Origin of the sequence: Synechococcus sp. R5-12, from assembly GCF_047502655.1 — a bacterium.
GTDB lineage: Bacteria > Cyanobacteriota > Cyanobacteriia > Thermostichales > Thermostichaceae > Thermostichus.
In genome coordinates, this window is sequence record NZ_JANSIM010000212.1 from 1 (window position 1) to 8842 (window position 8842).

Below are 8842 nucleotides of genomic sequence, written 5' to 3' on the forward strand. Positions count from 1 at the left end.
TGAACAGTGATGTTCAGCAGTGTTCAGCGTAAATGTATCAGTATCCCTGTCGTTCGGAAGGCCAGCTGCCTGTCTGAGCGACCAGCGGAGTCTCCTTCAGACCTTGGCCCAACTTAATCTCATTAAGTATTGTTACTTAATCGTGTTATCTTGGGTTAAGGTCAAACCTTGAGAGGCATGACCTCGAAACCATGGCCCGTTCTTCCAGACTCCTCTCTCACAGTTCTACCCGTTGGAAGGCGACCCAGTGGAAGCCCAGACCACTGCCTCCCTTGGAGAATGCACCTCCTTCTCCGAAGCGGGAGGAAGAGACAGGGGATCCAGTTGCGTCAGAGCCACCCCTTGCCCTGGGGAAGCCCGATTTGGCGAGGAAGGTGAAGGGTGGAGCTAGGGGGGCAGCAGTTGCTGGCAGCGGGAGCTATGAAGCGCTGCAGCTGTGGCTGGTGCTGGTTACCTTGGGGGTAAGTCTGGCCATTGCCGTGGGAGTGGCCCTGGTTTACTCTCTGGGGGTAGCTGCCAACTACTTGCTGGGGGCGGTTGTTGGCGTGGTTTATCTGCGCATGCTGGGCCGCGGCGTAGCGGAGCTGGGCAAAAGCCGCAACCGTTTGGGGGTGACGCGTTTGGCTCTGTTTGTCGGGCTGATCGTTTTAGCCACTCAGGTGAAGTCTTTACAGATATTGCCCATTTTCCTGGGGTTCATGACCTACAAGGTCACCCTGCTCATTCATCTTGTCCAGACCTTGACCCGTTCATCTTCTTCTGTGTGATGCCCATGAACCTGTCCTTCTCCTCTCCTCCTCTTTTGGCAGAACTCGAGGTCGGCCATCACCTTTACTGGCACCTGGGCAAATTCACGGTTCACGGGCAGGTTTTGATCGCCAGCTGGATCGCCATTGCCCTGATCTTGACGGTGGTTATCTTGGGCACCCGTCAACTGCAGCGGGAGCCGGCTGGCCTGCAAAACTTTGTCGAGTATGCCCTGGAATTTGTGCAGAGCATTGCCCGAGCCCAGATTGGCGAGAAAAACTTCCGGCCCTGGGTACCCTATGTCGGCACCTTGTTCCTGTTTATCTTTGTCTCCAACTGGATGGGCAACCTCTTCCCGTGGAAGCTGATTCCTCTGCCGGAAGGGGAGTTGGCCTCCCCCACCAACGACATCAACACCACTGCCGGGTTGGCGCTGCTCACCAGCATCATGTATTTCGTGGCCGGCATCAGCAAGCGGGGGCTGTCTTACTTCAAAAAGTACATCGAGCCTACCCCGATTCTGCTGCCCATCAACGTTTTAGAAGATTTCACCAAGCCCCTCTCCCTGAGTTTCCGTCTATTCGGCAACATCCTGGCAGAAGAGCTGGTGATTGCGGTGTTGGTGTTGCTGGTGCCCTTGTTTATCCCCGTGCCGGTGATGGTTCTGTTCCTGTTTACGGGGGCGATTCAGGCTTTGATCTTCTCAACCCTCTCGGCAGCTTACATTGGAGAGGCGCTGGAAGGTCATGGAGGAGGGGATCACCACGATTGATCCCGCTGGTCGGTCGATCCATCTTGAACCTTTTCGGGAGGATCATCTCAAATGGGTCAGCGCAAGGGTCCCTTCTTTTGGTAAGGTTTGTTGGGGCTGACAGGTTGGTTCTGAAAGCCGCCGACAAGGGAGTGATTTGAGGCTGTAGTGTATCAGACCCGATCACCTCTGAAGCTCAAGAGACGTTGTTGTTGTGTCAATCACCAAGGAGCATCTCACTATGGATCCGTTAACCTCTGCTGCTTCTGTTCTGGCTGCTGCTCTGGCCATTGGTCTGGGATCCCTGGGTCCTGGGATCGGACAGGGGAACGCCGCTGCTGCTGCGATGGAAGGGGTGGCCCGCCAACCTGAGGCGGAAGACAAGATCCGCGGCAACCTGCTGGTTAGCCTGGCCTTCATGGAAGCTCTGACCATCTACGGCTTGGTGGTGGCTTTGGTGCTCTTGTTTGCCAACCCCTTCGCCTAGTGTCCTACGGGGGCGGGCCGCAGCGATGGCCGAGGTGAGCCATATCCGCCCCCCAACCCGGCCTGACGGTAGACCTAAGTTTCTGTTGGGGTCATAACACCCATGCTCTTCCAAACTCTATTGGCTGTTGAAGCGGCTGAAAAAGGTGGTCTTTTCGATCTGGATGCCACCCTGCCCCTGATTGCCATTCAGTTTTTGCTGTTGGTGGCAGTGCTCAACTCCCTCTTCTATGAGCCGGTTACGCGGGCTATCGACAGCCGCAGCGACTACATCCGCACCACTCAAGCGGAAGCCCAAGAGCGGTTGGACAAGGCGGTGTCGTTGACCCGACAGTATGAGTCTGAGATCAGCCAGGCCCGCTTGCAAGCCCAGCAGGTGATCGCTGAGGCAGAGGCTGCAGCTGCTCGCATTCGTTCCGAGAAACTGGCTGCTGTGCAGGCAGAGATCCAGCAGAAGCTGGAGGCGGCGCGGCTACAGGTCGAGCAAGAGAAGCAGGCAGCCCTCGAACAGCTGCAGCAGCAGGTGGATGCCATTGCCGCCCAGATTACCCAGAAACTGTTGGGCAGTGCTCGTTAGATCGCTGGTTGGAAGTACTTTTGGAGGAGCTTGCGATGCCTGTGTGGAGTTGGGTGGCCGGTTGGATCTTGGCTGTGGCCGAGACCACGGAGCTACTCCCAGAAGCCAAGGCAGGAGAGGGGGATCTCTTGGCCAAGATTCTCGAGAGCAACCTGATCAACATCGCGATCATTCTCACCTTGCTGTTTATCTTGGGTCGCAAAGTGGTGGGAGAAGCCCTGGCCAAGCGGCGGGAGGGGATCCTAGAAGAACTGCGGCAAGCGGAGCAGCGCAAACAGGAAGCCATCGAGAGGCTGGCGGAGGAGCAGCAAAAGCTGGCCCAGGCTCAGCAGGAGGCTGAACGTATCCGCAAGCAGGCGGAAGCCAACGCCGAAGCCCGTCGGCAAGAGTTGTTGGAGCAGGCGGAGCGGGAAGTGGAGCGGCTGCGGGCCAATGCCGAGAAAGAGTTGTCTAGCGAGCAGGAGCGGATTCTTCAAGAGTTGCGTCGGCAGATCGTTCGCCAAGCCCTGAGCAAGGTGGAGCAGGAGTTGCCGCAGCACCTCAACGAAGAGACCCACCGCAGCCTGATCGAGAAAGGGATCCAAATGATTGCCCGCTAGCTCTCAAGGAGGAGAAAGGTATGATCAGCAGCACAATGGCCGAGAAGGTGGTGGATCCCTATGCCGAGGCTCTCATTGCTCTTGGGTCAGGCCAGGGATTGCTGGACACTTTTGCCGCCGATATGCGCTTTATTGCCGAGGTTTTGCGGGCTACGCCGGAGCTGGGCCAGTTTCTCGCCAACCCGGTGATCAAGGCCGAGGCCAAAAAGAACCTGCTGCAGCAAGTATTTGCCGATCAGATCCACCCTCTGCTGCTGAATGCGCTGAAGTTGTTGACCGACCGCCGCCGTATCATGTTTCTCGGGGCTGTCTGCCGGCGCTTTTTGGATCTGCAACGGAAGCTCCAGAACATCGTCCTGGCCGAGGTGACGACGGCGATACCCTTGACGGAAGCTCAGCAGCAGTCAATTCGCGAGCGGGTGATGGACTTCACCCAGGCCAGCGGTGTGGAGTTGCAAGCCACTCAAGATCCGGAGCTGCTGGGAGGGGTGGTCATCAAGATTGGATCCCAGGTGATCGACCTCAGCTTGCGTGGACAGTTGCGCCGGCTTGCCTTGCAGTTGGCCTAAGTTGGTTTTTGAGGATCCCTTCCCATTACTTGAGAGGACTGCTATGCCTACCATTCGCCCAGACGAGATTAGCACCATCATCAAACAGCAGATTGAGCAGTACAACCAGGAGATGCAGGTCTCCAATGTGGGGACAGTTCTGCAGGTGGGGGATGGCATTGCCCGCATCTACGGTTTGGATAAGGTGATGGCCAGCGAGCTGCTGGAATTTGAGGATGGCACCACCGGTATTGCCCTCAACCTGGAAGAAGACAACATCGGTGCCGTGCTGATCGGCTCCGGGCGAAATATCCAGGAGGGATCCACCGTCAAATCCACGGGCAAGATTGCCAGCATCCCGGTGGGGGAAGCCCTCTTGGGCCGCGTGGTGGATCCCCTGTGCAACCCCCTCGACGGCAAAGGCCCGATCCAGTGTACGGAGTCTCGCCTGATCGAATCTCCGGCACCTGGCATTGTCGATCGCCGCTCTGTGTACGAGCCCCTGCAAACCGGCATTACCGCCATCGATGCCCTGATCCCCATCGGGCGGGGGCAGCGGGAACTGATCATCGGCGACCGCCAAACCGGCAAGACCACCGTTGCTGTGGACACAATCCTGAACCAAAAAGGGCAGGATGTGATCTGCATTTACGTAGCCATTGGCCAGAAGCAGAGCACCATCGCCCAGGTGGTGGGCATCCTGACCGAGCGAGGGGCCATGGACTACAGCATTGTGGTGGCTGCCGGCGCCGATAGCCCGGCTCCGTTGCAGTGGCTGGCCCCCTATTGTGGTGCCACCATTGCCGAATACTTCATGTACCAGGGCAAACACACCCTGGTGGTCTATGACGATCTCTCCAAGCAGGCGGTGGCCTATCGGCAAATGTCACTGCTGCTGCGCCGTCCACCCGGTCGAGAAGCCTATCCTGGGGATGTGTTCTACCTGCACTCGCGGCTATTGGAGCGAGCCGCCAAGCTGAGCAGCCAACTGGGAGAGGGATCCATGACGGCACTGCCGATCGTGGAAACCCAGGCCAATGACGTGTCGGCCTACATTCCCACCAATGTTATCTCCATCACCGATGGGCAGATCTTCTTGGAATCGGATCTGTTCAACGCTGGCATCCGCCCGGCCATCAACGTCGGGATTTCCGTCAGCCGCGTCGGCTCGGCAGCTCAGACCAAGGCGATGAAAAAGGTGGCTGGCTCCATCAAGGTGGAACTGGCGCAATACCGCGATCTGGAGGCCTTTGCCCAATTTGCCTCTGACCTGGATGAGGCTACCCAAAAGCAACTGGCCCGCGGCCAACGGCTGCAGGAGTTGCTGAAGCAGCCACAGTACTCTCCCCTGTCTCTGGATCAGCAGGTGGCCATTATCTATGCGGGGACGCGAGGCTATTTGGATGACATTCCGGTGGAGAAGGTCTCCAGCTTCAAACAGGGCCTTTTGGCTTACCTGGGCACCACCCATCCCAAGTATGGCGAGATCGTCCTCTCCACCAAGCAACTCACCGACGAGGCAGAAGAAATCTTGAAAACGGCCATCACAGAGTTCAAGCAGAGCTTCGTGGCCAAGGCGGCCTAGGGTGACGCGGATCTCTCCTGGCCCGGATCCCTGTCGACCACCAAAATAGAGGGAGTAGGTTATGGCAAACCTCAAGCGCATCCGCGATCGCATCAAGGCGGTGAAAAACACCCGCAAAATTACCGAGGCCATGCGGCTGGTGGCAGCAGCTCGGGTGCGGCGCGCCCAAGAGCAAGTGATGGCCACCCGTCCCTTTGCCGACCGACTGGCCCAGGTTTTCTATCGGCTGCAAACTCGGCTGCGGCTGGAAGATGTCAACTTGCCTCTGCTGAAGCAGCGCCCCATCCAGACGGTGGGGCTGTTGGTGGTGGCCGGGGATCGGGGCTTGTGCGGAGCCTACAACGCCAACGTGATTAAGCGCACCGAGGAGCGGGTTCGCGAGCTGCAGGAGACAGGGCAGCAGGTGCAGCTTTACCTGGTGGGCCGCAAGGCGGTGCAGTATTTCCAGCGGCGCTCCGCTCCCATCGCCAAGACCTACGTGAATTTGTCGCAGATCCCCACGGCGGCTGAGGCTGCCCAGATTGGGGATCAGCTCCTCTCGGCCTTCTTGTCGGAGAAGGTGGACAAGGTAGAGCTGCTCTATACCCGCTTTGTCTCTTTGATCAGCTCCCGTCCGGTGGTGCAATCCCTGTTGCCCCTCGATCCGTCGCGGTTGGCCACTCAAGACGATGAAATTTTTCGTCTTTTGGTGCGGGGCGGAGAGTTTACTGTCGAGCGCAGCAAAGTCATCGCAGCGGTCTCGGCCCCACCTCAGGACATGATCTTTGAGCAGGATCCCGTGCAGATTTTGGATGCACTGCTGCCGCTGTACCTGAACAACCAGTTGCTACGGGCCTTGCAGGAGGCGGCGGCCAGCGAATTGGCAGCTCGCATGACGGCCATGAACAACGCCAGCGACAATGCCAGCGAGCTCATTCGCACGCTGGGTCTTGCCTACAACAAAGCTCGCCAGGCGGCTATTACCCAGGAGATCCTGGAGGTGGTGGCCGGAGCAGAAGCCCTGTAGACTTCTCAGAGGGGATCCCCTGAGGAGCCGAGGTTGCGTTGCCGCGCCATCTGGGAGTTGAGCAGAACCACCGGCAAAATCCCCACTAAGACAATGGCCAAAGCCGGTGCCCCTGCCTCCGCGAGACGCTCATCGGCTGCCAAACGGTAGGTTTGCACCGCCAAGGTGTCGAAGTTGAAAGGCCGCAGCACCATCGTGGCCGGCAGCTCCTTCATCACATCCACAAATACCAGCAGCATAGCCCCCAAGAGGCCACCCCTCATCAAGGGCAAATGCACCTGCCACAGGGTGCCCAGGGATCCCTGTCCCAGGCTGCGGGCCGCTTCATCCAAACTGGGGGGAATGCGCAGCAGCGTGGCCTCGACGGTGGCCAAAGCCACGGCCAAAAACCGCACCAGGTAGCCGAACACCAAAGCCGTGAGGGTGCCACTGATCACCAGGCCGGGTGGCTGTTGCAGCACCACCTGCCGCAGGTAGCTCAGCAGTTGATCCAACCACCCTAGGGGAATCAGAACCCCCACTGCAATCACCACTCCCGGCAGCGCGTAGCCCAGAGAAGACAACTGCACCGCCAGCCGCAGGCCCCACGGGGATCCCGCCCGTCCTAGCCCCTGCATGCGCAGCCCGTACAGCACCACCACCGACACGGAAACAGCAATGATAGCCGTGATGGTCGATAGCCAAAAGCTGTTCTGGGCGTAGCTCCAAAAGCGGCGACCCAACTCCCCCTGCCGCAGGGTCATGTAGAGCAGGATCAAGGCCGGCACGACGAAGCCCAGCCCAATCGGGATCCCACAGGCTAGCCAAGCCCCCACCGCCCGGATCCCTTGTAGGCGGTAACGGGTTGAGGTGGGTTTGAACCCTTGGCGATAGTAGCGCGCCCGCCGGCGGGAGACCTGCTCCACCGCCATCAGCAGCAGCACCAGCAGCAACAGCAGCGCCGAAAGCTGAGCCGCCGCCACCGGATTGCCCAGGGCCGTCCAGGTGCGGTAGATGCCGGTTGTAAAGGTATCTACCCCGAAATAGCTGACGGTGCCGAAATCGTTGAGGGTTTCCATCAAGGCCAGCAGACAGCCGGCCACGATCCCCGGTCGGGCCAGCGGCAAAGCCACCTTGAAAAAGCTGGCCCAAGGCCCGTAGCCCAAGGAGCGGCTTACCTCTAAGCAGGCCACCGATTGCTCCTGAAAGGCCAGCCGGGCCGAGAGGTAAACATAGGGATAGAGGGTGAGGATCAGCAGCAGGATCGCCCCCCACAACGAGCGAATGTTAGGGAACCAGTAGTCGCCGATCCCCCAACCTGTTACCCGCCGCAGCCAGATCTGGAAACCGCCGGTTACCTGCAAAAAATCGGTGTAGGCGTAGGCCAACACATAGGTGGGGGCCGCCAGGGGCAGCACCAACATCCACTCCAGCCAGGCCCGCCCCCAAAACTGACACATGGTCACCAGCCAGGCAGTGCCACTGCCCACCAGGATGACCCCCGCCGCCACCCCTGCCATCATCACCAGGCTATTGCGCACATAAAGCCCCAAGACCGTATCGGCCAGGTGCTCCCAAACCTGCCGCTCGTCCGCAAAAAGGCTGAGCAACACCGTAAGGACAGGAACGAGAATGAGACCGCTGAGGGTCAGAGTCAGAAGCGCCCAGCCGTTCAAAGGAAAGAAGCCACTTCCCGGCAGAGATTTGCTCAACAACTTCAACCTCATCTCTTTGTCCATCTCAACAGGCGGGAGCTACCTCTTGAGCAACTCCTGGGGAAGAAAAGGGGATCCTCCAGGGATCCCCAACCAAGTTTTCTCTCAAAACAAGCTCTTGGGCAGCTTAACGAAATAAACGATGTTCTCGTCTTGCTTGTTACCAAGGTAAGGCATAGTTTTTTCTTGAACCGCGCCCTTTTCCGAGACGATGCCAAAGTCGTCGTCGTTAACTATCGCTAGGGTAGTTGAGTTGAGAATGGCCAACCCCTCGGGCTTGTAGTGGGGATAATTGGGGATCGACATAATGTCAAATACTTCTTCTTTGGAAACGGGCTTGATCCCCGCTGCAATGATTTCCTCTTGGGTTAACTGCTCCAGAGTCTTGCCGTTAACCAGCAGGCCATTTGGACCAGGATCAAAGACATCCGTGGCAGCGGAAGTATCGATTTTGTAGATCTTCTTCGTAACCTCTTTGTCCTCTCCCGGCGTTTTGCCATCCCGTTCGAGAACCAGGAAGGTTGTGTCGGTAATGGCGACAATTTCGCTAACAGCGGTGCCAGTTCCCTCTAAAGGATAGAGGTATTCTTTGAACTTGCCCGTGGCCAGTTCATAGAAGAGTATCCTGCAAACAGTTGCGGTCTTTTGAACATCTTTGTTGGGGTTCAAAAGCGGAGACTGCATGATGCCGACCAAGTATTTCTGATCGGGCGTCAGAGTTAGCCCCTCCATGCCGCGATTGGGGCGCCGATTTTTGTAAACTTCTGGAAGCTTTTTGCCGCCAACTCCACTTCCAAAAGGATTTAGCCACTCGATGGCCTTGCCATTGGAATCAAAATGGATCAAGTG

Annotated in this window: 10 protein-coding genes; 8 read left to right on the plus strand and 2 right to left on the minus strand. The window is 58.0% G+C overall.

The genetic code is table 11. The annotated features are described in order from the left end of the window. Window positions 1–362 precede the first annotated feature (362 nt). From NW843_RS10980 to NW843_RS11015, 8 genes are all read left to right on the plus strand, one after another. Complete coding sequence (locus NW843_RS10980) at window positions 363–767, plus strand: hypothetical protein (RefSeq protein WP_238376806.1); 405 nt, start codon at window positions 363–365, stop codon at window positions 765–767. Between the two features lie 5 nt (window positions 768–772). Next, window positions 773–1519 carry a F0F1 ATP synthase subunit A gene (gene atpB / locus NW843_RS10985; protein WP_414349847.1) on the plus strand — a complete coding sequence of 249 codons (747 nt, stop codon included), beginning with the start codon at window positions 773–775 and terminating at the stop codon, window positions 1517–1519. Window positions 1520–1739: 220 nt separating this feature from the next. After that, window positions 1740–1985: an ATP synthase F0 subunit C gene (atpE, locus tag NW843_RS10990; RefSeq protein WP_235280127.1), complete on the plus strand. Its 246-nt coding sequence runs from the start codon at window positions 1740–1742 to the stop codon at window positions 1983–1985. 102 nt (window positions 1986–2087) lie between these two features. Continuing rightward, window positions 2088–2561 (plus strand): F0F1 ATP synthase subunit B', encoded by a 474-nt coding sequence (locus tag NW843_RS10995; protein ID WP_414349846.1) that lies wholly within the window; start codon window positions 2088–2090, stop codon window positions 2559–2561. Window positions 2562–2596: 35 nt separating this feature from the next. Beyond that, complete coding sequence (locus tag NW843_RS11000) at window positions 2597–3160, plus strand: F0F1 ATP synthase subunit B (protein ID WP_414522957.1); 564 nt, start codon at window positions 2597–2599, stop codon at window positions 3158–3160. Window positions 3161–3180: 20 nt separating this feature from the next. Next, on the plus strand, window positions 3181–3729 hold the full coding sequence (atpH, locus tag NW843_RS11005) for an ATP synthase F1 subunit delta (RefSeq protein WP_414330491.1): 549 nt from the start codon (window positions 3181–3183) through the stop codon (window positions 3727–3729). A 43-nt stretch (window positions 3730–3772) separates the two neighbouring features. Then, window positions 3773–5293, plus strand: coding sequence for a F0F1 ATP synthase subunit alpha (gene atpA, locus NW843_RS11010; RefSeq protein ID WP_011434218.1), 1521 nt, complete (start codon window positions 3773–3775; stop codon window positions 5291–5293). 61 nt (window positions 5294–5354) lie between these two features. Beyond that, window positions 5355–6299, plus strand: coding sequence for a F0F1 ATP synthase subunit gamma (locus NW843_RS11015; RefSeq protein ID WP_414330493.1), 945 nt, complete (start codon window positions 5355–5357; stop codon window positions 6297–6299). A gap of 5 nt (window positions 6300–6304) precedes the next feature. Here NW843_RS11015 and NW843_RS11020 read toward each other — a convergent pair whose 3' ends face one another. Both NW843_RS11020 and NW843_RS11025 read right to left on the minus strand, forming a co-directional pair. Continuing rightward, the gene (locus NW843_RS11020; RefSeq protein ID WP_414522958.1) at window positions 6305–8005 is read right to left on the minus strand and encodes an ABC transporter permease; all 1701 of its coding nucleotides are present in this window, start codon (window positions 8003–8005) and stop codon (window positions 6305–6307) included. Between the two features lie 93 nt (window positions 8006–8098). After that, the coding region (locus tag NW843_RS11025; protein ID WP_414522959.1) for an esterase-like activity of phytase family protein at window positions 8099–8842 on the minus strand (744 nt) is incomplete at its 5' end.

What these genes read in the sequence shown, in the direction of transcription:
- NW843_RS11000 (WP_414522957.1), top strand. Translation starts at nt 2,597, where the DNA reads ATGCCTGTGTGGAGTTGGGTGGCCGGTTGGATCTTGGCTGTGGCCGAG.
- NW843_RS11020 (WP_414522958.1), bottom strand. Translation starts at nt 8,005, where the DNA reads ATGAGGTTGAAGTTGTTGAGCAAATCTCTGCCGGGAAGTGGCTTCTTT.
- atpH (WP_414330491.1), top strand. Translation starts at nt 3,181, where the DNA reads ATGATCAGCAGCACAATGGCCGAGAAGGTGGTGGATCCCTATGCCGAG.
- atpE (WP_235280127.1), top strand. Translation starts at nt 1,740, where the DNA reads ATGGATCCGTTAACCTCTGCTGCTTCTGTTCTGGCTGCTGCTCTGGCC.
- atpA (WP_011434218.1), top strand. Translation starts at nt 3,773, where the DNA reads ATGCCTACCATTCGCCCAGACGAGATTAGCACCATCATCAAACAGCAG.
- atpB (WP_414349847.1), top strand. Translation starts at nt 773, where the DNA reads ATGAACCTGTCCTTCTCCTCTCCTCCTCTTTTGGCAGAACTCGAGGTC.
- NW843_RS11015 (WP_414330493.1), top strand. Translation starts at nt 5,355, where the DNA reads ATGGCAAACCTCAAGCGCATCCGCGATCGCATCAAGGCGGTGAAAAAC.
- NW843_RS10995 (WP_414349846.1), top strand. Translation starts at nt 2,088, where the DNA reads ATGCTCTTCCAAACTCTATTGGCTGTTGAAGCGGCTGAAAAAGGTGGT.